General features: G+C 62.8%; 26 protein-coding genes and 1 tRNA gene. 2 read left to right on the forward strand and 25 right to left on the reverse strand.

The features are described 5' to 3' along the window. Positions 1 to 35: 35 nt before the first annotated feature. The 8 genes from F757_RS0119850 to F757_RS0119885 all read right to left on the reverse strand — a co-directional run bounded on the left by F757_RS0119850 (position 36) and on the right by F757_RS0119885 (position 6,527). On the reverse strand, positions 36 to 1,163 hold the full coding sequence (locus F757_RS0119850) for a methyltransferase (RefSeq protein WP_027212923.1): 1,128 nt from the start codon (positions 1,161 to 1,163) through the stop codon (positions 36 to 38). 210 nt (positions 1,164 to 1,373) lie between these two features. Next, positions 1,374 to 1,449, reverse strand: a tRNA-Thr gene (locus F757_RS0119855). Between the two features lie 19 nt (positions 1,450 to 1,468). Then, complete coding sequence (locus tag F757_RS0119860) at positions 1,469 to 1,996, reverse strand: ClpXP protease specificity-enhancing factor (RefSeq protein ID WP_027212924.1); 528 nt, start codon at positions 1,994 to 1,996, stop codon at positions 1,469 to 1,471. A gap of 69 nt (positions 1,997 to 2,065) precedes the next feature. Next, positions 2,066 to 2,677 (reverse strand): glutathione S-transferase N-terminal domain-containing protein, encoded by a 612-nt coding sequence (locus F757_RS0119865; RefSeq protein WP_006052302.1) that lies wholly within the window; start codon positions 2,675 to 2,677, stop codon positions 2,066 to 2,068. A 96-nt stretch (positions 2,678 to 2,773) separates the two neighbouring features. Next, positions 2,774 to 3,529: a cytochrome c1 gene (locus F757_RS0119870; protein ID WP_027212925.1), complete on the reverse strand. Its 756-nt coding sequence runs from the start codon at positions 3,527 to 3,529 to the stop codon at positions 2,774 to 2,776. Positions 3,530 to 3,552: 23 nt separating this feature from the next. Beyond that, positions 3,553 to 4,932 (reverse strand): cytochrome b, encoded by a 1,380-nt coding sequence (locus F757_RS0119875; RefSeq protein ID WP_013340661.1) that lies wholly within the window; start codon positions 4,930 to 4,932, stop codon positions 3,553 to 3,555. Next, a complete protein-coding gene (gene petA / locus F757_RS0119880; RefSeq protein WP_027212926.1) occupies positions 4,932 to 5,552 on the reverse strand; it encodes a ubiquinol-cytochrome c reductase iron-sulfur subunit in 621 nt (206 codons plus the stop codon). Before petA ends, F757_RS0119875 begins: the two co-directional genes overlap by 1 nt. A 228-nt stretch (positions 5,553 to 5,780) precedes the next feature. Next, positions 5,781 to 6,527, reverse strand: coding sequence for a Nif3-like dinuclear metal center hexameric protein (locus F757_RS0119885; protein WP_027212927.1), 747 nt, complete (start codon positions 6,525 to 6,527; stop codon positions 5,781 to 5,783). Between the two features lie 19 nt (positions 6,528 to 6,546). Here F757_RS0119885 and F757_RS0119890 point away from each other — a divergent pair, with 19 nt between their 5' ends. Continuing rightward, the gene (locus tag F757_RS0119890) at positions 6,547 to 7,761 is read left to right on the forward strand and encodes a Do family serine endopeptidase (RefSeq protein ID WP_027212928.1); all 1,215 of its coding nucleotides are present in this window, start codon (positions 6,547 to 6,549) and stop codon (positions 7,759 to 7,761) included. Between the two features lie 167 nt (positions 7,762 to 7,928). Here the strand turns inward: F757_RS0119890 and tatC are convergent, their stop codons facing one another. From tatC to tatA, 3 genes are read right to left on the reverse strand one after another with little or no spacing between them, the layout of a single operon-like run. Continuing rightward, positions 7,929 to 8,708, reverse strand: a complete 780-nt coding sequence (tatC, locus tag F757_RS0119895; RefSeq protein WP_027212929.1) for a twin-arginine translocase subunit TatC — start codon at positions 8,706 to 8,708, stop codon at positions 7,929 to 7,931. A gap of 34 nt (positions 8,709 to 8,742) precedes the next feature. Next, entirely contained in the window at positions 8,743 to 9,261 is a 519-nt protein-coding gene (tatB, locus tag F757_RS0119900; RefSeq protein ID WP_027212930.1) for a Sec-independent protein translocase protein TatB, read from the reverse strand. Between the two features lie 39 nt (positions 9,262 to 9,300). Continuing rightward, positions 9,301 to 9,540, reverse strand: coding sequence for a Sec-independent protein translocase subunit TatA (tatA, locus tag F757_RS0119905; protein ID WP_013340667.1), 240 nt, complete (start codon positions 9,538 to 9,540; stop codon positions 9,301 to 9,303). Between tatA and F757_RS35870 the strand changes: the two genes are divergently transcribed. Continuing rightward, a complete protein-coding gene (locus tag F757_RS35870; RefSeq protein ID WP_156923680.1) occupies positions 9,539 to 9,760 on the forward strand; it encodes a hypothetical protein in 222 nt (73 codons plus the stop codon). The two genes, tatA and F757_RS35870, sit on opposite strands and share 2 nt — an antisense overlap. A 42-nt stretch (positions 9,761 to 9,802) precedes the next feature. Here the strand turns inward: F757_RS35870 and F757_RS0119910 are convergent, their stop codons facing one another. From F757_RS0119910 to F757_RS0119975, 14 genes are all read right to left on the reverse strand, one after another. Beyond that, positions 9,803 to 10,168 (reverse strand): histidine triad nucleotide-binding protein, encoded by a 366-nt coding sequence (locus F757_RS0119910; RefSeq protein ID WP_027212931.1) that lies wholly within the window; start codon positions 10,166 to 10,168, stop codon positions 9,803 to 9,805. A gap of 91 nt (positions 10,169 to 10,259) precedes the next feature. After that, positions 10,260 to 10,655, reverse strand: coding sequence for a DUF4870 family protein (locus tag F757_RS0119915; RefSeq protein WP_027212932.1), 396 nt, complete (start codon positions 10,653 to 10,655; stop codon positions 10,260 to 10,262). Between the two features lie 123 nt (positions 10,656 to 10,778). Next, complete coding sequence (locus F757_RS0119920; protein ID WP_013340670.1) at positions 10,779 to 11,171, reverse strand: phosphoribosyl-ATP diphosphatase; 393 nt, start codon at positions 11,169 to 11,171, stop codon at positions 10,779 to 10,781. Next, positions 11,168 to 11,578 carry a phosphoribosyl-AMP cyclohydrolase gene (gene hisI, locus F757_RS0119925; protein ID WP_027212933.1) on the reverse strand — a complete coding sequence of 137 codons (411 nt, stop codon included), beginning with the start codon at positions 11,576 to 11,578 and terminating at the stop codon, positions 11,168 to 11,170. The genes F757_RS0119920 and hisI overlap by 4 nt, the downstream gene beginning before the upstream one ends. A 1-nt stretch (position 11,579) precedes the next feature. Continuing rightward, on the reverse strand, positions 11,580 to 12,353 hold the full coding sequence (gene hisF / locus F757_RS0119930; RefSeq protein ID WP_027212934.1) for an imidazole glycerol phosphate synthase subunit HisF: 774 nt from the start codon (positions 12,351 to 12,353) through the stop codon (positions 11,580 to 11,582). A 192-nt stretch (positions 12,354 to 12,545) separates the two neighbouring features. Then, the gene (gene hisA, locus F757_RS0119935; RefSeq protein WP_027212935.1) at positions 12,546 to 13,298 is read right to left on the reverse strand and encodes a 1-(5-phosphoribosyl)-5-[(5-phosphoribosylamino)methylideneamino]imidazole-4-carboxamide isomerase; all 753 of its coding nucleotides are present in this window, start codon (positions 13,296 to 13,298) and stop codon (positions 12,546 to 12,548) included. Positions 13,299 to 13,512: 214 nt separating this feature from the next. Next, a complete protein-coding gene (hisH, locus tag F757_RS0119940) occupies positions 13,513 to 14,154 on the reverse strand; it encodes an imidazole glycerol phosphate synthase subunit HisH (protein WP_027212936.1) in 642 nt (213 codons plus the stop codon). Beyond that, positions 14,151 to 14,771: a YchE family NAAT transporter gene (locus F757_RS0119945; protein WP_027212937.1), complete on the reverse strand. Its 621-nt coding sequence runs from the start codon at positions 14,769 to 14,771 to the stop codon at positions 14,151 to 14,153. Before F757_RS0119945 ends, hisH begins: the two co-directional genes overlap by 4 nt. Before the next feature lie 50 nt (positions 14,772 to 14,821). Continuing rightward, on the reverse strand, positions 14,822 to 15,409 hold the full coding sequence (hisB, locus tag F757_RS0119950; protein ID WP_013340676.1) for an imidazoleglycerol-phosphate dehydratase HisB: 588 nt from the start codon (positions 15,407 to 15,409) through the stop codon (positions 14,822 to 14,824). Between the two features lie 63 nt (positions 15,410 to 15,472). Beyond that, positions 15,473 to 16,543 carry a histidinol-phosphate transaminase gene (gene hisC / locus F757_RS0119955; protein ID WP_027212938.1) on the reverse strand — a complete coding sequence of 357 codons (1,071 nt, stop codon included), beginning with the start codon at positions 16,541 to 16,543 and terminating at the stop codon, positions 15,473 to 15,475. A 149-nt stretch (positions 16,544 to 16,692) separates the two neighbouring features. Continuing rightward, positions 16,693 to 18,015, reverse strand: coding sequence for a histidinol dehydrogenase (gene hisD / locus F757_RS0119960; RefSeq protein WP_027212939.1), 1,323 nt, complete (start codon positions 18,013 to 18,015; stop codon positions 16,693 to 16,695). A gap of 61 nt (positions 18,016 to 18,076) precedes the next feature. Further along, positions 18,077 to 18,775 (reverse strand): ATP phosphoribosyltransferase, encoded by a 699-nt coding sequence (gene hisG, locus F757_RS0119965; protein ID WP_027212940.1) that lies wholly within the window; start codon positions 18,773 to 18,775, stop codon positions 18,077 to 18,079. After that, positions 18,772 to 20,034 carry a UDP-N-acetylglucosamine 1-carboxyvinyltransferase gene (gene murA, locus F757_RS0119970; protein ID WP_027212941.1) on the reverse strand — a complete coding sequence of 421 codons (1,263 nt, stop codon included), beginning with the start codon at positions 20,032 to 20,034 and terminating at the stop codon, positions 18,772 to 18,774. The genes hisG and murA overlap by 4 nt, the downstream gene beginning before the upstream one ends. Before the next feature lie 111 nt (positions 20,035 to 20,145). Further along, positions 20,146 to 20,385: a BolA family protein gene (locus F757_RS0119975; protein ID WP_006052280.1), complete on the reverse strand. Its 240-nt coding sequence runs from the start codon at positions 20,383 to 20,385 to the stop codon at positions 20,146 to 20,148. Positions 20,386 to 20,395 lie beyond the last annotated feature (10 nt).

Here is a 20,395-nt window from a genome sequence, read left to right on the forward strand (position 1 = left end):
ACCGCTTCGCAGTTCCCGCCGCCTTTCAACCCGGATCAGGAACGCACCTTCAACCGCCACAGCGAAGTAAGTTCCGCCACCCGCGCCTTGTGCAGCGGATCGGTCTCGTCGGTCGACTTCGGGTGCCGTGGGCGAATGTCCTCGCGCCCGGCCACCGTCAACCCCGCGTTCTCGATGGCGGCGAGCAGCCACTCGCGTGTACGCAGCCCGAGATGCTCCGCAAAGTCCGAAAGAATGAGCCAGCCTTCGCCGCCCGGCGACAGGTGATCCGGGAGGCCATTGAGGAAGCCGAGCAGCATGCGGCTGTCGGGATCGAAAACCGCATGCTCAATCGGCGAAGCGGGCCGCGCGGGTACCCACGGCGGATTGCAGACGACTAGCGGGGCGCGTCCTTCCGGAAACAGATCAGCCTGCACGACGTCGACCTGCTGCCCGTAGCCGAGGCGCGCGAGATTCTCGCGTGCACACGCAAGCGCCCGTGTGTCCTGGTCAGTCGCGACGATCTTCTTGACTCCGCGTTTGGCGAGCAGCGCGGCCAGCACGCCGGTGCCAGTGCCGATGTCAAACGCCTTGTTCAGCGAAGGCAGCGCCGTGCGCGCGACGAGATCCACGTACTCGCCGCGCACCGGCGAAAACACGCCGTAATGCGGATGAATCCGCTCGCCGAGCGCGGGAATCTCCACGCCCTTCTTGCGCCATTCGTGTGCGCCGATCAGGCCGAGCAACTCGCGCAACGACACGACCGATGCCTCGCCGGTCGGCGGGCCGTAAGTTTCCATGCATGCCTGCCGCACCTCGGGCGCGCGGCGCAGCGGAATTGCGTAGCCGGCGTCGAGCGGAATCAGGATCATGCCGAGGGTGCGCGCGCGCTGCGACTGCGTCTGGCGGTGCAGGTTGAACGCTTCGAGAGGCGTCGCCCCCTGCTTGCGCGGCTTGCGTTCAAGGCGCCGCGTGACCGCCTGCAGCAATTGCCGCGCGTTCTGGAAGTCGCCGCTCCATAGAAGCGCGGTGCCTTCGCACGCGAGCCGGTAGGCGGAATCTGCGGTGGTCCGGTCGTCGGCGACAATCACGCGCTTGGGCGGCGGCACCGCCGCTTCGGAGCGCCAACGCGCGGTGCGGGGGCCGTCGGCTTCGGGCCAGGTGATGCTTGCGGGGCTGGTCATGGTGAGGTCGTTTGACGAAAGCGCGGGCGCGTCACGGCGCACTTTCAGTGGTCGGGCTTCGCGAACGTAGACAGTTTCGTCCACAATCGACAAGGTGAAAGAGATATGGCGATTTTAGCCCTCGCCCGTGCTCACCGCATACGCTGCAGGCGCTGTTCGGCCAATAAAAAACGGGGTTCCTGACTGAACAGAAACCCCGTTTCGCACTACTGGTGCCGGCTGCAGGACTCGAACCCGCCACCTCATGATTACAAGTCAAGCGCTCTACCTGATGAGCTAAGCCGGCATGAGGCCGTGATTCTACTTCATTTTACGAGCTTGAGGCGAGCCCTCCCGCCACCTTTCGAACCGTCGTCGTCGGGCGGCTCGCCTTCCGGGGCGCGCTCAGCGTCGACGGGGGCATCGGCGGCGGACGGACTGTCGAGCGCACGCGGCGTTGCCGGCGCAGCCGGTGTAGCCGGTGACGCAGCCGGCTCCACGGCTTCAGCGTCCGCACCCGAATCGCGCGCCTCGCCGCCCGCGGACTCGACCTGGAACGCCATGCCCTGTCCGTTTTCGCGCGCGTAGATCGCGAGAACGTTGCCGACCGGCACCTCGATCTTGTGCGATTTACCGGAGAATCGGGCGCTGAACTCAATCCATTCGTTGCCCATCTGCAGCTGGCTTGTGGCCTCGAAGCTGATGTTCAACACGATCTCGTTGTCGCGCACGAACTGGCGCGGCACCCGCGTGTGATTGTCGACGCGCACGGCGATGTGCGGCGTGTAGCCGTTATCCGTGCACCACTCGTACAGCGCGCGCAGCAGATAAGGCTTGGTGGAAATCTCTTGCATCAGCAGTCCTTTTACCGGGCGCGGGCAGGCGCGCACTCAACCGCGCGGCGCCCGAACCCAAAGCCCAACTCAACGACGCATTACCTTTTCCGAAGGCGTGAGCGCCTCGATGTAAGCCGGACGGCTAAAAATGCGCTCGGCGTACTTCATCAGCGGCGCGGCGTTCTTCGACAGCTCGATGCCGTAGTGATCCAGACGCCACAGCAGCGGCGCAATGGCGACGTCGAGCATGGAGAACTCTTCGCCGAGCATGTACTTGTTCTTCAGGAAGATCGGCGCGAGTTGCGTCAGGCGGTCGCGAATAGCCAGGCGCGCTTTCTCGTGATTTTTCTCCGCGGCCTTGCCCTTTTCGTTCTCGAGCGTGCCGACGTGGACAAACAGTTCCTTTTCGAAGTTCAGCAGGAACAGGCGCGCGCGCGCCCGCTGCACCGGGTCGGCCGGCATCAGCTGCGGGTGCGGAAAGCGCTCGTCGATATACTCGTTGATGATGTTCGATTCGTACAGAATCAGGTCCCGTTCGACGAGAATCGGCACTTGACCATACGGATTCATCACGGCGATGTCTTCCGGCTTGTTAAACAGGTCGACGTCGCGGATCTCGAAGTCCATGCCCTTTTCGAACAACACCAGCCGGCAACGCTGGGAGAACGGGCAAGTAGTGCCGGAATACAGAACCATCATGATTTACGTTTCCTCAAAAAGCTGAAGGGCCAGCGCGCGGAAAAACCGTTCAACAGGTTTTTCCTGGCGCCGGCCCCACGCCGTGTAGCGGCGTGATTATTTGATATGTTTCCAGTACGCGGCGTTCAGTCGCCAGGCGAAAAAGCTCAGAATACCGAGGAACAGCAGCACCCACACGCCCAGTTGCTTGCGGGTTTTCTGCGTCGGCTCGGACATCCAGGACAGGTACGACACAAGGTCGGCCACAGCAGAATCATAATCTACCGGCGACATCGTCCCCGGCGTGACCTGCTGGAAGCCCACAAATTTGTGCACCGTCTCGCCTGTTCTTTCGTCGACTTCGTCACCGAATTTCGCGGTACGTTGCCCCTGAAGCTGCCACAGCACGTGAGGCATGCTCACGTTTTCATACACCAGGTTGTTCCAGCCCGTCGGCCGCGTATTGTCGCGATAAAAACTGCGCAAATACGTGTAAAGCCAGTCCTTGCCGCGCGCCCGCGCTTCCACCGACAAATCCGGCGGACTCGCGCCGAACCACGCCTTCGCGTCGTCCGGGCGCATGGCCACCGTCATCGTGTTGCCGATCTTGTCGGTCGTGAAGAGCAGATTGGACTGAATTTCGCTCGGTGTGATGCCGAGGTCGGTCAGCCGGTTGTAGCGCACCAGGTTCGCGCTGTGGCAATTCAGGCAGTAGTTTACAAACAATTGCGCGCCGTGCTGCAAAGAAGCGAAATTGTCCGCGTTATCCGGCGCGCGGTCGAGATGAACGTTCTCGTCCGCGTACGCCGGGCCGGCCACAAGCGCGAGCAGTGTCGCGCCGATCAGCGCGCACGTCGAAAGCAGCTTTCTCATCTTCGTGTTCTCCTCGCTCGCGGTTAGTGGGGCTTGTAGCGCACACGCTCAGGCGGTTGCCTGAAGGTGCCAAGCCGCGTCCAGAACGGCATGCCGAGGAAAAACGCGAAGTAGATCAGCGCGCAAACCTGCGCAATCAACGTGGCGGTCGGCGACGGCGGTTTCGTGCCGAGGAAGCCCAGCGTCAGGAAGGCGACCACGAAAATTCCGTAGAACACTTTGTGGAAGAACGGCCGGTAACGGATCGACTTGACCGGCGAGCGGTCGAGCCAAGGCAGGAAGAACAGCGAAATTACCGCGCCGCCCATCACCACCACGCCCCAGAACTTCGACTCGGTAAACGCCATGGCGAGAATCACCAGCACCGCGAGCACCGGCAAGCCGAGCCTCCATTTGCCGCGCGCGCGCACCAGCGCGAGCAGGCCGAGCAACGCGATGACGATCATCAGGACGATCTTGAACGGGTCGGTGGTGGCGCGCAGCATCGCGTAAAACGCTGTGAAGTACCAGACCGGCGCGATTTCGGGCGGCGTTTGCAGCGGATTGGCCGGCACGAAGTTGTTCGCCTCGAGGAAGTACCCGCCCATCTCCGGTGCGAAGAAAATGATTGCCGCGAAGATCATGAGGAACACGGACACCCCCATGAAATCGTGCACCGAGTAGTACGGGTGGAACGGAATGCCGTCGAGCGGAATGCCGTCCGGGCCCTTCTTGGCCTTGATCTCAATGCCGTCCGGATTGTTCGAGCCCACTTCGTGCAGCGCGACGAGATGCGCGACCACCAGCCCAAGCAGCACGAGAGGTATCGCGATCACGTGAAACGCGAAAAAGCGGTTCAGCGTGACGTCCGACACCACGTAGTCGCCGCGAATCCACAGCGACAGGTCAGGGCCGATGAAAGGAATGGCCGAGAACAGATTCACGATCACCTGCGCGCCCCAGAACGACATCTGGCCCCACGGCAGCAGGTAGCCGAAAAACGCCTCCGCCATCAAGCAGAGAAAGATCGCGCAGCCGAAAATCCACACCAGTTCGCGCGGCTTGCGGTATGAGCCGTACATGAGCCCGCGGAACATGTGCAGATAAACGACCACGAAGAACATCGAGGCGCCCGTGGAATGCATATAGCGGATCAGCCAGCCCCACGGCACTTCGCGCATGATGTACTCGACCGACGCGAACGCGAGCGTTGCGTCGGGCTTGTAGTTCATCGTGAGGAAGATGCCCGTGACGATCTGGTTGACCAGCACCAGCAGCGCAAGCGAGCCGAAAAAGTACCAGAAGTTGAAGTTCTTCGGCGCGTAGTACTCGGAAACGTGCTTTTTCCACGTGGACGTGAACGGAAAGCGCCGGTCGAGCCAGCCGACGAGCCCGGTCGTCTCTACTTCGTGTTCGATCGCCATTACGCTTCTCCTTTCTCGTCCTTGCCGATCACGAGGCCGTTGGCCGAGGTGAACATGTAAGGCGGGATGTCGAGGTTCTGCGGCGCAGGTTTGTTCTTGAAGACGCGGCCGGCCATGTCATAGGTCGAACCGTGGCAAGGGCAGAGGAAACCGCCTGGCCAGTCGTCCGGCAGATTGGGCTGCGCGCCCTCCTGGAAGCGCGGCGTCGGCGTGCAGCCGAGATGCGTGCATACGGCGACGGCGACAAAAATATTCTTGTGGTCGGTGCGCGAACGGAATTCGTTGTTGCAGTACTCCGGCAACGGCATCGAAAAGGGATTCTTGCTCGCGGGGTCGGCTAACTCGTTATCCGCCTTCTTGACGTCGGCGAGCATCTTCTCCGTGCGGTTAATGATCCACACCGGTTTGCCGCGCCACGCGACGGTTTTCATGTCCCCCGGTTTGAGATCACTGATATCCACTTCGACCGGCGCTCCGGCTGCCTTGGCTTTTTCAGATGGTGCAAACGAACTAACAAAGGGTACGACAGTGGCAACGCCTCCAATGCCACCTGCTACGGTCGTCGCTATCAGCCAGGTACGGCGGCTGCCGTCGACGCGTTCATCTTCCTTGTCTCGCATCACACGCCCCACTTCTGAGTTGGATTTTCCTTCAGGTCGCTTCTACCGCCGCTAGTTTGCTCGAATGGAGTCGCCATTTACAAGGGCCGATTGCCAAAAACCGTGCGAAGCCCTTGATAACTCAGGGTTTCTCCGTACGTATCGCAAACTTTTTCACACCTCCTTTTAAGTGCCCCCTCCGTTATTCGAGCTTTTTTCTTTGCTAATGCGTATTTGATATTTCGGCGCTTAAACGGGGTTCGGGATATCGATAAAGAGGTGCTCGATATCGAACTGCTCGGAGAGGTGCTTGCCCACCGCCTGCACGCCGAAGCGCTCCGTTGCGTGATGCCCTGCGGCGAGAAACGCGACGCCGCTTTCCGCCGACGTGTGCATGACCGACTCCGACACCTCGCCCGTCAGATAGACATCTGCGCCGGCGTTGATCGCCGCGTCGAACATGCCTTGCGCGGCGCCGGTGCACCACGCGACCCGGCGCAACATGCGGTCCTGATCGCCGAACACGAGTGGCGTGCGGCCGAGCGTCTGCTCGATCTCCGCGGTAAAGTGCGCGAGCGTAATCGGCATCGCAAAGGTGGCGAGCCAGCCGAGGTCGTTCTCGCCGAAGCGCGCGTCGCTGATCCAACCCATTTTCGCGGCGATCTGCGCGTTGTTGCCGAATTCCGGATGATCGTCGAGCGGCAGGTGATAGGCGAAGAGGTTCAGGTCGTTGCCGAGCAGCAGTTTCAGGCGCGCGTATTTGCGACCGGTGATCTGCGGCGCCTCGTTGCGCCAGAAGTAGCCATGATGAACCAGCACGGCGTCCGCGCCCCAATCGAGCGCCGCTTCGAGAAAGGCCACGGAGGCCGTCACGCCGGTCGCGAGTTTGCCGATCTTACGGCGCCCCTCCACTTGCAGGCCGTTCGGGCAATAGTCCTTGAAGCGCGCGGTTTCAAGGAGATTGTTCAAGTACAATTCAAGTTCGATCCGATCCATATAAACCTCTAGTCTTCAGATGCTTAGACGCTTCTGGCTGTTCTTCGCCCAAGCGGTGACTGTGCTGTTGGCGCTGATGTTCATCATCGCGACCCTGAAACCGCAGTGGCTCCAGCGTCAAGGGCAATTCGGCAAGCAGCTTGCCGAACCGATCGTCGCGCTGCGCGAAGTGGCGCCGGGCATTGGCAGCGGGCCTGCAACGACGTCCTACGCGGACGCCGCTCAAAAGGCCATGCCCGCGGTCGTCAATGTGTTTTCCAGCAAAGATGGCTCACTGCCGCCGGATCCGCGTGCCAAAGACCCACTGTTCCGCTACTTCTTCGGCGACAAGAACAATCGCAAGCAGCGCGAGCAACCGGCCGCGAACCTGGGCTCCGGGGTGATAGTGAGTTCGGAAGGGTACATTCTAACGAACCAGCACGTTGTCGACGGCGCAGATCAGATCGAAATCGCCCTGGCCGACGGCCGCACCACGAATGCGAAGGTGATCGGCATCGATCCCGAAACGGATCTCGCCGTGCTCAAGGTCAACATGACGAACCTGCCCACCATCACGCTCGGCCGCATGGAGCAGACGCGCGTAGGCGACGTGGTGCTGGCCATCGGCAATCCGTTCGGCGTAGGGCAGACGGTCACCATGGGTATCGTGAGCGCGCTTGGCCGCAATCACCTCGGCATCAACACCTTCGAAAACTTCATCCAGACGGATGCGGCGATCAATCCCGGCAACTCGGGTGGCGCCCTTGTCGACGTGAACGGCAATCTGCTGGGCATCAACACGGCCATTTACTCGCGCTCGGGCGGCTCGCTCGGCATTGGCTTTGCGATTCCCGTGTCGACCGCGCGCAGCGTGCTGGAGAGCATCATCACCACCGGCTCGGTCACGCGCGGCTGGATCGGCGTGGAGCCGCAAGACGTCACGCCGGAGATTGCCGAGTCGTTTGGACTGGACCAGAAGTCAGGGGCAATCGTGGCGGGCGTGCTCAAGAACGGCCCGGCCGACCGTGCAGGCATCAAGCCGGGCGATATTCTGATGAACGTGAACGGTCAGGAAATCACCGACACGACGCGCTTGCTGAATGTGATCGCACAGATCAAGCCGGGTACGGCCGCGAAGGTGCATCTGGTGCGCAAGAACCGCGAACTGGATGTGGACGTGATCATCGGCAAGCGCCCGCCGCCGCCGAAGCAGCCGGTCGAAGACAGCGACCAGCAGGACGACGAAGGCGGTTAAGCGCAAGCCGCGCGGCGAACCGGGCCGCTCTATCGCGTGTCGAGCGGTGGAACGGTGGACCAGTCGAACGCCGGCAGGCAAACAAAAAGGGCAGTCCGTTGCGGACTGCCCTTTTTGCTTGCTGTTCAGTTAATGGAGAGACCTGATCGATCCCCACGCCGCATGCATCAACCGGGCGGACTCGCGTCCTCGACTACAGCGGGTTGCTTGCCGACAATCAGCCGCGCCGCGATGATACCTGCCTCGTATAGCACGACGAGCGGAATGGCGAGGATCAACTGCGAGAACACGTCGGGCGGCGTAACCACCGCCGAAATCACGAACGCGCCGACAATCACGTACGGCCGCACTTCCTTGAGCTTCTTGAGCGTCACCACGTTCATTCGCACCAGCAGGACGACCACAATCGGCACTTCAAACGTCACGCCAAATGCAATGAACATGGTGAGCACGAAGCTCAGGTAGTTGTCGATATCCGTCGTCATCTCCGCGCCGAGCGGCGCGTTGTAATGCGCCATTACACGGAAAATGGTGGGAAACACGACAAAATACGCGAACGCCATGCCGCACAGGAACAGCGTGTAGCTGCTGCCGACCAGCGGCCCCACGAGCTTTTTCTCGTGCTGATAAAGACCCGGCGCGACGAACGCCCAGATCTGGTACAGCACGAAAGGCAACGCGATTACGAAGGCGACCAGCATGGTCACTTTCATCGGCACGAAGAACGAGCCGGTGACGTCGGTCACGATCATCTTGCCGTCTTTCGGCAGGTTGTTCATGAGCGGGCGCGCCAGCAGCCGGAATATATCCGGCGCCCAGTACACCAGCCCGACAAACACCACGATGACGGCAAGGCCCGCGCGGATGATGCGGTCCCGCAATTCGACGAGGTGCGAAATGAAGGTCTCTTCAGTGCCTTCTTCCTGGCTTTTCTGGGGGTCGCTCACACCGGCCCTCGGTTAGAGATTGTCGTTCTGGTCATCAGAAAAACCGCGTCGGACGACGCATGCTGGCAGGCGTATGCCGCGCCACGCGCGCCGCGCCCGACTGCACGCGCGTGCGGCGCGTGGTAGCGCGCTTGTACCAGGTGGGCATGGCGGTTTGCTTGACGCGCCAGTTCTTGCGCCTCGTCGTCGCGGCGGGCGTGCTGGTCGGCCACGAAGCGTTGCCGGCGTCTTCGACCGCGCCGCCCGCAATGCTGGGCGACACCGACGTGCCGCTGTTCCACGCGTCGTTCAACTCGGTTTCGTGCTTGCGTAGATTTTCCTGGACGGCGGTTTCTACATTGCTCGCCGCCGTCTCGAACTCGGTTTTCATGCGACGCAATTCGTCGAGTTCGATTTCCCGCGTGACTTCCGCCTTCACGTCGTTGATGTAGCGCTGCGCGCGTCCAAACAGCGCGCCGGCCGTGCGGGCGACGCGCGGCAGCCGCTCAGGGCCGAGCACGACCAGAGCGACGACGCCGATCAGCGCCATCTTGGTTAGACCGAGGTCCAGCATGGAGGGAAATGTCCGTCAGTAACGCGGTTGGCCCGCGGCTTAGCGGTAGTCGCCCGAACGCGGGGTCTTTTCCTTGGCTTCCACGTCCACCGCGCCGTTGCGCGGCAGTTCACGCTGCTGCGCGTCCGCCGACGGGGTTTCGTTTTCCCGCATGCCTTCCTTGAAGCCCTTCACGGCGCCACCCAGATCCCCGCCAATGTTGCGCAGCTTCTTCGTGCCGAACACGAGCGCCACGATCAACAACACGATCAACCAATGCCAAATGCTCAATGAACCCATGACTACTCTCCTTAACCCCGACGCCGCCCACGGTGCGGCAAAAATTCGTCAGCCTTGCGGCGTGAATCGAAGCGAACGCGCTTCATCTATACCTTACAGCAGCATTGCAACGCTTGCCGATTCGCTGCACTTGCCGCCGAACCGCCATGATCCGGCGCGTATTGTGACCAGACAATCGCGTCGCCAAAATTACAGCCCGGCAAAAATAATGCTTGCGTAACCCGCGACCGTCGGCACTGCCGGCTTTCGCGCGCCTGCCGCGTCAGCCCATGCGCTGCCAGGGGCGCGGTCCCGCGAGAATGTGCGCGTGCAGGTGATACACCTCTTGCCCGCCGCCCGGACCGGTATTGATGACCGTGCGAAAGCCGGTTTCGCCGCCGGTGTAGGCCACGCCCAATTGCTCGGCCAGACGCGCGGTCAAAACAAGCATTCTACCAAGCAGCGGCGCATCGCTTTCGCTGCAATCGCTCAGCGTGGCGATGTGTTTGCGCGGAATGACCAGCACATGGGTTTCGGCCGCCGGACGGATGTCGCGGAAGGCAAGAAACTCTTCGTCTTCATGCACTTTGGTGGAGGGGATCTCGCCAGCGGCGATCTTGCAGAAGAGGCAATTCGGGTCGTGACTCATCGCATTCCTGAAGCGGTATGGCTAAAGCGCAAGACGTGATCTCCGACGGCGCGGCGGGCCGCGCCGCTGTCCGGCAAAACATCGGACGAATTCAAAACCACGCCCGCGGATTGACTAGCGGCTTGTTATCGTACAGATACAGCCAGCCCTTGATAATACGGTACAACATCCAGATGCTGACGGCCCACAGCAGCGGAATGCCGATCACGACGAAAATCAGCATCGCGCCAATCGCGTAGCCCAGGAGGCCGATCCAGAATGTGCGGATCTGCCATTCGAAGTGGGGTTCATACGCCGTGCCCGCCGCGTCGCCGCGCTTCACATAATTGATGATGATCGCGATCAGAATGGTCAGCCCGCCCGTCAGCCAGTGGACCGCATACAGCGCGTACAGCACATGTGTGAGCGTGCGCAGGCTGCGTTCCCGCTCCGGCTCGATAGCGTGGCGATAAGCCGGCGCCGGGTAACTCTCGTGCGACTGTTCCATTGCTGCGTCCTCCCGAGGGTGGGTTGTGCGGATGCGTTCACTGCAATGTGGGTACCGGCGCTTGCCACTTCAAGGCGGAGCGTCCAAATACTCAACTCCAGCGCACCGGAGCACACGGCGCGCTCAGTCGCCGTTCTGCTCGCGTTCGCGGCTCTTGCGCAGCGCCTTTTCCTCGATGCCCGACATGCCTTCGCGGCGCTCCAGCTCGGCGAGCACGTCGGCCGGGCTCAGGTCGTAATGCGACAGCATCACGAGGCAATGGAACCATAGGTCCGCGACCTCGCCGACCAGCGCGCGAGTCTCGCCGCCGTGGCGCGTGTCCTTGGCCGCCAGCACGACTTCGGTGGCCTCTTCGCCGATCTTCTTGAGCACCGCGTCGTCGCCCTTGTGGAAAAGGCGCGACACATACGACACGTCCGGATCGCCGCCCTTGCGGCTGTCGATGATCGCCGCGAGGCGCATCAGCGTGTCGGTCGTCGTGGGCGCGGCGGATGCGGCTTGGGTGGTCTGCGTCATTTGTAGATGTGTTCGGGGTCTTTCAGCACCGGGTCGACGGCGACCCAGTCGCCGTCGTCCGCGGTACCTTCGAATTTCTGGAAAAAGCACGAGTGGCGGCCGGTGTGGCACGCAATGCCGGACACCTGCTCGACTTTCAGCAACACGACGTCTTCGTCGCAATCGAGCCGCACTTCATGTACATGCTGTACGTGGCCCGACTCCTCGCCTTTGAACCACAGGCGCTGACGCGAGCGCGAAAAATACACCGCGCGGCCCAGTTCGATGGTTTTCGCCAATGCCTCGCGGTTCATCCACGCGAACATCAGCACGTCGTTGGTCGACGCTTCTTGCGCGATGACCGGCACGAGGCCGTTCGCGTCCCACTTCACTTTGTCGAGCCAATTGACTGCTGCCGGATTCACCACGTCACAACCTCACCGAAATGCCCTGCTCTGCCATGAAACGCTTGGCCTCGCCGACCGTGTGTTCACCGTAGTGAAAGATGCTGGCGGCAAGCACCGCGTCTGCGTGGCCGCTCTTGATGCCGTCCGCGAGGTGCTGCAGATTGCCCACGCCGCCCGAGGCGATGACGGGAACCGGCACCGCGTCGGACACCGCGCGCGTGAGCGCGAGGTCGAAGCCGCTTTTGGTGCCGTCGCGGTCCATGCTGGTGAGGAGAATTTCACCGGCGCCCAGTTCGGCCATCTTGCGCGCCCATTCGACGGCTTCGAGGCCGGTGGCCTTGCGCCCGCCATGCGTAAAGACTTCCCAGCGCGGCGGCTCGCCATCTGCTGACACGCGCTTCGCGTCGATCGCGACGACGATGCACTGCGAGCCGTATTTGTCGGTGGCGTCTTTCACCAGTTGCGGATTGGCGACCGCCGACGAGTTCATGCTGATCTTGTCCGCGCCCGCATTGAGCAGGCGCCGCACGTCTTCGACGGCACGCACGCCGCCGCCGACCGTCAACGGAATGAAGACCTGCGAGGCCACTGCTTCGATGATCGGCAGGATCAGATCGCGCTGGTCCGAGGTGGCGGTAATGTCGAGGAAGGTGAGTTCGTCCGCGCCCTGATCGTCGTAACGGCGCGCGATTTCCACGGGGTCGCCCGCGTCGCGCAGTTCTACGAAATTGACGCCCTTGACCACGCGGCCGGCGGTAACGTCGAGACAGGGGATGATGCGTTTAGCTAGAGCCATGATCTTGCAATTCTGCCAGTACCGCTGATGAGGCCGCTCGCTCCAGGTGCAGGCGAGCGGTGATGTGCCGGATGGCGAGCCGCGTCGCGGCCGGCGGGTGCGACGCGTGGCAGGCAGACGCGGCTCACTCGCCGCCCGATGTGCCGAGATTGCGCAGCATGCGAACAGGCGGGATACGCGCGCTCCTCGCGTTCAGGCGTCGTCCGATTCGCGCAACCGGTCGGCGAGAGTCTGCGCCGCTGTGAAATCCAGGTCGCCCGAATAAATGGCCCGGCCGCAAATCACGCCTTCAATGCCTTCGTCCTCGACTTCGCACAGCGATTCGATGTCCGTCAGATTCGACAGGCCGCCGCTTGCGATCACCGGAATCTTCACGGCGCGCGCGAGGCGCACCGTCGCCTCGATATTGATGCCCTGAAGCATGCCGTCGCGGCCGATGTCGGTGTAGATGATCGACTCGCAGCCGTAGTCCTCGAACTTGCGCGCGAGGTCCGCCACTTCGTGGCCGGTCAGCTTGCTCCAGCCGTCGGTTGCGACCTTGCCGTCTTTCGCATCCAGCCCGACGATGATATGGCCGCCGAATGCCGTGCACGCGTCCTGCAGGAAGCCCGGATTCTTCACGGCGGCCGTGCCGATGATCACATACTCGAGACCGTCGTCCAGATAGCGCTCGATCGTGTTCAGGTCGCGGATACCGCCGCCGAGCTGCACGGGAATCTCGCCGCCCACTTCCTCGATGATCGCGCGAATTGCGTCTTCATTCCTCGGCTTGCCGGCGAACGCGCCGTTCAGGTCGACGAGGTGCAGACGACGCGCGCCGCGTTCGACCCAGTGTCGGGCCATCGCCGCCGGTTCCTCGGAGAATATCGTCGCCTGGTCCATATCGCCCTGTTTGAGGCGTACACACTGACCATCTTTCAGGTCGATGGCGGGGATCAGCAGCATAGCAATCGGGTGTTGTCTGGGAAGGGGTTGAAGGTCGGCGACGGTGGCTGGTCGGCCAGCCCGCCAGAACGCCGTCCCGCTAGTTTAGTACAACTCTTTCTACGCCCTTGCGCACAGGCGGCGCAAGGCGCAATCGGGGCGCCGCGGCTGCGGCGCGCGGCGAGGGCCCCGCGGGTGGCGGGACAAGGCGCGGCGGCAGACGGAATAAAAGGGCTCACGGGTTCCAGTGCACGAAGTTGCGATACACGCGCAGTCCCGCTTCGGCGCTCTTTTCCGGGTGAAATTGGGTGGCGAAGATGTTATCCCGCGCCACCGCCGAGGTAAAGGGCACGCCGTACACCGTCTCGCCGGACGTATGCGCTGCATTGTCCGGCACTACGTAGTAGCTATGCACGAAGTAGAAGAACGCGTTGTCCGTCACGCCGTCCCACAGTGGGTGAGGCTGTGTCTGACGCACGCGGTTCCAGCCCATTTGCGGGACCTTGAAGCGCGAGCCGTCGTCCTGCACCTGGCCTTGCAGATCGAAGCGCAGCACTTTGCCCGGCAGAAGGCCCAAGCCCGGCGTGTCGCCTTCCGCGCTCCAGTCGAACAGCATCTGCTCGCCGACGCACACGCCCATCAGCGGCTTCTCGCGCGACGCTTCCACCACGGCTTCCTGCAGGCCCGATTCGGCGAGACTGCGCATGCAGTCAGGCATCGCGCCCTGGCCGGGCAGCACCACGCGGTCGGCCGCGCGGATCGCTTCCGGCTGGTCGACGATCGCCACGTCCGCTTCCGGCGCGGCCTTGCGCAGCGCCTGCGCCACCGAGCGCAGGTTGCCCATGCCGTAATCCACAATCGCTATCGAAGTTTTCATTTGAAGTTAGGCAGCAAAGCCTTCAATCCGTCGACGATGAACTCCACCGCCAGCGCCGACAACATCAAACCCATCAGCCGCGTGCCGATGTTGATACCGGTGCGACCCACCCAGCGGGCAATCGGTTCGGCAAGACGCAGCGAAAAAAAGCAGATCGCCGCCAGCACGGCGCCTATCACGATCAGAGCAATCCGGTCGTACCAGTGCGGCGAGTTCGCCGCGTAGACGATCGTGGTGCTGATCGCGCCGGGGCCGGTCAACAGCGGAATGGCCAGCGGCACGACGGCGATGTTGTCCTTCTGCTCGGCCTCGTCGCGCTCTTCGGGTGTCGAACGACTGTTGCCGATCTGCGCATTCAGCATGTTGATTGCCATCAGCAACATGATGATTCCGCCGCCCACTTCGAGCGAACCGACCGAAATGCCAAAGAAGCTGATGATCTGCTGTCCCAGCAGCGTGGTCACCGAAATCACGCAGAACACGGAAATAGCCGCGACGCGGATCGTTCTTCGCCGTTCGGCGTCGTGCTGATGCGCCGTCAGACTCATGAAGAACGGAATCGCGCCGATCGGATTGATCAGCGCAAGCAGCGAAATAAACGACTTCAGAATATCCATTGAACATCGGGCGCGCGTGCACCGCGTCGCGGTCCGGGTAAATAAGTGGCTTAGAGGCTGCCCTTGGTCGACGGAATCTGCCCCGCCGCGCGCTCGTCCAGTTCCACCGCCATGCGCAGCGCGCGGCCGAAGGCCTTGAACACCGTTTCCAGCTGATGGTGAGCGTTGATACCGCGCAGATTGTCGATATGCAGCGTCACGCCCGCGTGGTTCACGAAGCCGCGGAAGAATTCGATCGACAGGTCGACGTCGAACGTGCCGATGCGCGCGCGCGTGAACGGCACATGGAACTCCAGGCCCGGACGGCCCGAGAAATCGATCACGACGCGCGACAGCGCCTCGTCGAGCGGCACGTAGGAATGGCCGTAGCGGCGAATGCCCTTGCGCTCGCCGATTGCCTTGGCGACCGCCTGGCCAAGCGTGATGCCGGTGTCCTCGACCGTATGATGGTCGTCGATATGCAGGTCGCCATGCGCTTCAATGTCGAGGTCGAACAGGCCATGCCGCGCGATCTGGTCGAGCATGTGGTCCAGAAACGGCACGCCGGTGGCCAGCTTCTGCTGACCGGTGCCGTCCAGATTGATCTTGACACGGATCTGCGTTTCGCTGGTGTTGCGAACGACTTCCGCAAGGCGCATGGTAATTCCTCGAATCGAGCTAGAAAGCGACAGTAGTGTGGGTGGAAAGCGGCACGCCGCCGCTTATTGCAATACGAGCTTCAGGGCGGCGAGCAACTGGGCGTTTTCGTCGGGAGAACCAACGGTCAAACGCACGCAATTGGCCAGCAATGGATGCATTTTACTCACGTTTTTGATCAAAACCCGCGCCGTGAGCAGGGTTTCGAACAGAATGGAGGCGTCGGGCACGCGCACCAGCAGGAAGTTGCCGGCGCTCGGAAATACTTCGGCGCCCGGCAGTTCAGCCACAGCGGCTGCCAGTTTCGCACGTTCCTCGCGCAATTTCTCCGCCTGCGAGTCGAGCACGTCGACGTGGTCCAGCAGGAAATCCGCCGCCGCCTGCGTCAGCACGTTGGTGTTGTACGGCGGGCGCACCTTGTCGAATTCCGTGAGCCACACGGGCTTGCCGACCAGATAGCCGAGGCGGATACCGGCGAGGCCGAGCTTCGAGACCGTGCGCATCACCACGACGTTGTCGAACGCGTCGGCGCGCGGCAGCCAGCTTTGCTGCGCGAACGGTTGATAAGCCTCGTCGATCACCACGAGGCTCTTCGTCGCGGCGGCGATGATGCGCTCCATGTCCGCGTCGTCGAACAAGGTGCCGGTCGGATTGTTCGGGTATGCCAGATAGATGACCGCGGGCTCGTGCTCTGCGATTGCCGCGAGCATGGCGTCGGTGTCGAGCGTGAAATCGGCGTTCAGCGGCACGCCGACGAACTCGAGATTCGCGAGCTTCGCCGACATCTGGTACATGACGAAACCCGGCACCGGCGCGAGCACTTTGGCGCCCGGCTTCGCGCACGCCATAGACAGCATGCTGATGATCTCGTCTGAACCGTTGCCGAGCAGCACGTCGCAACCGGCCGGCACGCCCATCACGCGCTTGATCTTGTCGATGAGTGCTTCCGGGCGCGGCGCCGGGTAACGGTTCAGCGCGACGCCGGCCAGATGCTCGCCGAGATGCGCGGCCAGCACCGGCGGCAGCGGAAACGGATTTTCCATCGCGTCGAGCTTGATGTAGCCCGTGGCGTCCGCTACGGGATAGCTCGTCATCGCGAGCACGTCTTGGCGAATGATGTCTTGAGGTGTCGTCATAATTCAGTCGGCCGGTGCCGTGCGCGGTGCCCCAAATCGGGAGCAGGGAACGCTTCGGACATGCCTCGTTGCGCGGCAGGCCTGCCGCGCCGGGTTGGTCTGTGTTGTCGTTATCGTCGGCGCCTTGCTGCGCGTCCGCACTGCGCCGCTCAGCTACCTTGGCGCATCCGGTATTCCGCGCTGCGGGCGTGCGCCTGCAAGCCTTCGCCGTAAGCCAGCTCGGCAGCGATCTCGCCGAGCGTCTGCGCGCCTTCCGCGCTCACCTCGATCAGGCTCGAGCGCTTGAAGAAATCATAGACCCCGAGCGGCGACGAAAACCGTGCGGTGCGCGACGTAGGCAGGACGTGGTTCGGCCCGGCGCAATAGTCGCCGAGACTCTCGCTCGTGTAGCGGCCAAGGAAAATCGCGCCCGCATGGCGGATGAGTTGGCCCCACTGATGCGGCTCCAGCGCCGAAATTTCCAGGTGCTCGGGCGCGATGTCGTTGGCAATCGCGCAGGCTTCGGCCATGTCGCGCACCTTCACGAGCGCGCCGCGGCCTTCCAGCGACGCCTGAATCACGTCGCGGCGCGGCATGGTGGGCAGCAGTTCGTCGATCGCATCGTGCACGCGGCCAATGAACGCGTCGTCCGGACACAGCAGAATGGACTGCGCGAGTTCGTCGTGCTCGGCCTGCGAGAACAGGTCCATTGCGACCCAGCGCGGATCAGTGGTGCCGTCGCACAGCACCAGAATTTCGGACGGCCCGGCAATCATGTCGATGCCCACCGTGCCGAATACGCGGCGCTTGGCCGACGCCACATAAGCGTTGCCCGGGCCGCAGATCTTGTCGACTGCGGGCACCGTTTCGGTGCCGTACGCGAGCGCGGCCACGGCTTGCGCGCCGCCGATGGTAAACACCCGGTCCACGCCGCCGAGCAAGGCAGCCGCCAGCACCAGCGGATTTTTCACGCCGTCCGGCGTGGGCACGACCATGATGATTTCGCGCACGCCCGCCACCCGCGCCGGGATCGCATTCATCAGTACCGACGACGGATACGCCGCCTTGCCGCCCGGCACGTAGATGCCCGCGCGGTCGAGCGGCGTTACCTTCTGCCCGAGCACCGTGCCGTCGGCTTCCGTGTATTGCCAGCTATGGCTGCCGCATTCGATCTTCTGCTTCTCGTGATAGCCGCGCACACGCGCTGCCGCGGCTTCGAGCGAGGCCCGGCGCTTCGGCTCCAGACCTTCGAGCGCCGCTTCCAGTTCTGCGATCGGCAGCTCCAGCGCCGCGACGTTCTGTGCGTTCAGACGGTCGAAGCGGTTCGTGTACTCGAGCACCGCCGCATCGCCGCGCGCCTTCACATCGCTCAGGATCTGCGCGACCGAGCGCTCGATTGCTTCGTCTTCGCTCGCCTCGAACGCGAGCACCGCGTGCAACGACTTCCTGAAGTCGGAAGCGGCGGAATCGAGTTTGCGAATCTTGATAGACATACGGGTATCCGTTTCGGTTAGGCGCGCTTTAAAGCAAGCTCAGACTGGTTCCGTCCAGATGTCAGGCGGCGGCAAGGCCGGCTTTCGACGCGCGTTCGAACGCGTCGAGAATCGGCCGCAATGCGGCGCGCTTGAGCTTCAGCGCTGCCTGGTTCACAACGAGGCGCGACGAAATCTGCATGATTTCCTCCACCTCCACGAGATGGTTCGCGCGCAGGGTATTGCCAGAGCTGACCAGGTCGACGATCGCATCCGCCAGGCCGACGAGCGGCGCCAGTTCCATCGAACCGTACAGCTTGATCAGGTCGACGTGTACGCCCTTGCCCGCAAAATGCTCGCGCGCCGTCTTCACGTATTTGGTCGCAACGCGCAAGCGGGCGCCCTGGCGCACCACGTTCGCATAATCGAAATCCTCGGCCACCGCGACCGACATGCGGCAGCGCGCAATGTCCAGATCCACCGGCTGATACAGGCCGCTGCCGCCGTGTTCGAGCAGCACGTCCCTGCCCGCCACGCCGAAGTCGGCCGCGCCGTACTCCACGTAGGTCGGCACGTCGGTCGCGCGCACGATGATCACGCGCAGATTCGCGTCGGTGGTCGGCAGGATCAGCTTGCGCGAGCTTTCCGGATCTTCGGCCACTTCAATACCGGCCGCGGCGAGAAGCGGCAGCGTTTCCTCAAAGATACGCCCCTTCGACAAAGCCAGCGTGAGCGGCGCGCTCACCGCGGGAGAGCTCGAGGTTTGCGGCGTCGAGCTCATGCCTCGCTCCCGGAGATGCGGCGCACCTTCGCGCCGATCGCGTTCAGCTTGCTTTCCATCCGGTCGTAACCGCGGTCCAGATGGTAGATGCGGTCGATCAGCGTTTCGCCTTCCGCGCGCAACGCCGCGATCACGAGACTCGCCGACGCGCGCAGATCCGTCGCCATGACTTTCGCGCCCGACAGCTTGTCGACGCCCGTGACAAGCGCAGTCTTGCCGTCCGTGGTGATGTTGGCGCCGAGCCGGTTGAGTTCCTGCACGTGCATGAAGCGGTTTTCGAAGATCGTTTCGACGACCTGCGCCTTGCCTTGCGCGACCGCGTTCAGCGCCATGAATTGCGCCTGCATGTCGGTGGGGAACGCCGGATATTCGGACGTGCGAAACGACACCGCGCTCGGGCGCGTGTCCATGCGAACGCGCATCCAGTCCTCGCCTTCCTCGATCGTGACGCCCGCTTCGCGCAGCTTCGCGGTCACCGCTTCCAGAATCTGCGGGCGCACGTGGCGCAGCGTGACGTCGCCGCCCGCAGCCGCCACCGCGCACAGGAACGTGCCGGCTTCGATGCGGTCCGGAATCACCGTGTGCTTCGCGCCATGCAGCTTGTCCACGCCCTGAATGACCAGACGATCTGTGCCGATGCCTTCGATTTTCGCGCCCATCTGCACCAGCAGATGCGCCAGATCGCCCACTTCGGGTTCCCGCGCCGCGTTCTCGATGACCGTCTCGCCTTCCGCGAGCACCGCCGCCATCAGCAGATTTTCGGTGCCCGTGACCGTGATCATGTCGGTGATGATGCGCGCGCCCTTCAGACGCTTTGCGCGCGCTTCGATGAAGCCGTGCTCGATCGTGATTTCGGCGCCCATTGCCTGCAGGCCCTTGATGTGCTGATCCACCGGACGTGCGCCGATTGCACAGCCGCCAGGCAGCGACACGCGCGCGTGGCCGAAGCGCGCGACGAGCGGCCCGAGCACGAGGATCGACGCGCGCATGGTCTTCACCATTTCGTACGGCGCGACGAGGTTGTCGACTTTCGACGCGTCGAGCGACACGCGGCCCTCGCCGCTTTCGATGCGCACGCCCATCTGCGCGAGCAGCTTGAGCATGGTGCGCACGTCCTGCAGATCGGGCACGTTCTCGAGCTGCACCGGCTCTGCGCTCAGCAAACTCGCGCATAGAATAGGCAACGCCGCGTTCTTCGCACCCGAGACAACGACCTCACCCGACAGCGGGTAGCCACCTTCAATGACGAGTTTGTCCATGCCTGTCTGTTCCTGATCGACCCGGCCCTGAGCCGGGACTGCTTGAATTGTGTTCGGCGCGCCGCTGCCCGCGTCGCGCCCTTCCTGAGTAATTCGCACTAAATTTCCAGATTACGCGTTCTGCCATTCGGCGGGCGTCAGCGTTTTCATGCTGAGCGCGTGAATTTCTTCGCGCATGCGGTCGCCGAGCGCCGCGTACACGAGTTGATGACGCTGAATCAGCCGCTTGCCCTCGAAGCTCGGGGAAACGATGGTCGCAAAGAAATGCTGACCGTCGCCTTCGACTTCGAGATGCTGGCAGGCGAGTCCAGCGGCGATGTATTGCTTGACCTGTTCAGGAGTCGGCAACATGAGAGAAGCT

This window comes from Burkholderia sp. WSM2232 (assembly GCF_000472545.1).
GTDB lineage: Bacteria > Pseudomonadota > Gammaproteobacteria > Burkholderiales > Burkholderiaceae > Paraburkholderia.

Coding starts and splice junctions, on each gene's coding strand:
- F757_RS0119875 (WP_013340661.1), bottom strand. CDS start 4,932: ATGGCGATCGAACACGAAGTAGAGACGACCGGGCTCGTCGGCTGGCTC.
- F757_RS0119890 (WP_027212928.1), top strand. CDS start 6,547: ATGCTTAGACGCTTCTGGCTGTTCTTCGCCCAAGCGGTGACTGTGCTG.
- petA (WP_027212926.1), bottom strand. CDS start 5,552: ATGCGAGACAAGGAAGATGAACGCGTCGACGGCAGCCGCCGTACCTGG.
- hisC (WP_027212938.1), bottom strand. CDS start 16,543: ATGACGACACCTCAAGACATCATTCGCCAAGACGTGCTCGCGATGACG.
- hisB (WP_013340676.1), bottom strand. CDS start 15,409: ATGCGCCTTGCGGAAGTCGTTCGCAACACCAGCGAAACGCAGATCCGT.
- hisD (WP_027212939.1), bottom strand. CDS start 18,015: ATGTCTATCAAGATTCGCAAACTCGATTCCGCCGCTTCCGACTTCAGG.
- tatA (WP_013340667.1), bottom strand. CDS start 9,540: ATGGGTTCATTGAGCATTTGGCATTGGTTGATCGTGTTGTTGATCGTG.
- F757_RS0119860 (WP_027212924.1), bottom strand. CDS start 1,996: ATGCAAGAGATTTCCACCAAGCCTTATCTGCTGCGCGCGCTGTACGAG.
- hisF (WP_027212934.1), bottom strand. CDS start 12,353: ATGGCTCTAGCTAAACGCATCATCCCCTGTCTCGACGTTACCGCCGGC.
- F757_RS0119885 (WP_027212927.1), bottom strand. CDS start 6,527: ATGGATCGGATCGAACTTGAATTGTACTTGAACAATCTCCTTGAAACC.
- hisG (WP_027212940.1), bottom strand. CDS start 18,775: ATGAGCTCGACGCCGCAAACCTCGAGCTCTCCCGCGGTGAGCGCGCCG.
- F757_RS0119915 (WP_027212932.1), bottom strand. CDS start 10,655: ATGGAACAGTCGCACGAGAGTTACCCGGCGCCGGCTTATCGCCACGCT.
- hisA (WP_027212935.1), bottom strand. CDS start 13,298: ATGCTGCTGATCCCCGCCATCGACCTGAAAGATGGTCAGTGTGTACGC.
- F757_RS0119870 (WP_027212925.1), bottom strand. CDS start 3,529: ATGAGAAAGCTGCTTTCGACGTGCGCGCTGATCGGCGCGACACTGCTC.
- F757_RS0119975 (WP_006052280.1), bottom strand. CDS start 20,385: ATGTTGCCGACTCCTGAACAGGTCAAGCAATACATCGCCGCTGGACTC.
- murA (WP_027212941.1), bottom strand. CDS start 20,034: ATGGACAAACTCGTCATTGAAGGTGGCTACCCGCTGTCGGGTGAGGTC.
- tatB (WP_027212930.1), bottom strand. CDS start 9,261: ATGCTGGACCTCGGTCTAACCAAGATGGCGCTGATCGGCGTCGTCGCT.
- F757_RS35870 (WP_156923680.1), top strand. CDS start 9,539: ATGACTACTCTCCTTAACCCCGACGCCGCCCACGGTGCGGCAAAAATT.
- F757_RS0119910 (WP_027212931.1), bottom strand. CDS start 10,168: ATGAGTCACGACCCGAATTGCCTCTTCTGCAAGATCGCCGCTGGCGAG.
- F757_RS0119920 (WP_013340670.1), bottom strand. CDS start 11,171: ATGACGCAGACCACCCAAGCCGCATCCGCCGCGCCCACGACGACCGAC.
- F757_RS0119865 (WP_006052302.1), bottom strand. CDS start 2,677: ATGATGGTTCTGTATTCCGGCACTACTTGCCCGTTCTCCCAGCGTTGC.
- F757_RS0119850 (WP_027212923.1), bottom strand. CDS start 1,163: ATGACCAGCCCCGCAAGCATCACCTGGCCCGAAGCCGACGGCCCCCGC.
- F757_RS0119945 (WP_027212937.1), bottom strand. CDS start 14,771: ATGGATATTCTGAAGTCGTTTATTTCGCTGCTTGCGCTGATCAATCCG.
- hisH (WP_027212936.1), bottom strand. CDS start 14,154: ATGAAAACTTCGATAGCGATTGTGGATTACGGCATGGGCAACCTGCGC.